Origin of the sequence: Paenibacillus sp. UMB4589-SE434 (genome assembly GCF_030226685.1) — a bacterium.
GTDB lineage: Bacteria > Bacillota > Bacilli > Paenibacillales > Paenibacillaceae > Paenibacillus_B.
This window is the reverse complement of record NZ_JASOYK010000031.1, coordinates 1-264: the sequence shown is the minus strand read 5'-3', so window position 1 is coordinate 264 and position 264 is coordinate 1. Positions and strand designations below refer to the sequence as shown.

Here is a 264-nt window from a genome sequence, read left to right as displayed (position 1 = left end):
TGACCCGTAGGGGATTCGAACCCCTGTTACCTCCGTGAAAGGGAGGTGTCTTAACCCCTTGACCAACGGGCCATGCTTATTCTTAGATGTATTATAGCAATAATTTGTGGAGCTCTCAACCGGGATCGAACCGGTGACCTCATCCTTACCATGGATGCACTCTACCTACTGAGCTATGAGAGCAAAGATGGCTCCCCGAACAGGACTCGAACCTGTGACAACTCGATTAACAGTCGAGTGCTCTACCAACTGAGCTATCAGGGA

The 264-nt window shown here is 50.0% G+C and carries 3 tRNA genes; all 3 read right to left on the bottom strand.

The features are described 5' to 3' along the window. The 3 genes from QP775_RS25635 to QP775_RS25625 all read right to left on the bottom strand — a co-directional run bounded on the left by QP775_RS25635 (position 1) and on the right by QP775_RS25625 (position 264). A tRNA-Glu gene (locus QP775_RS25635) sits at positions 1 to 72 on the bottom strand. A gap of 35 nt (positions 73 to 107) precedes the next feature. Continuing rightward, positions 108 to 183, bottom strand: a tRNA-Thr gene (locus QP775_RS25630). 5 nt (positions 184 to 188) lie between these two features. Beyond that, a tRNA-Asn gene (locus tag QP775_RS25625) sits at positions 189 to 264 on the bottom strand.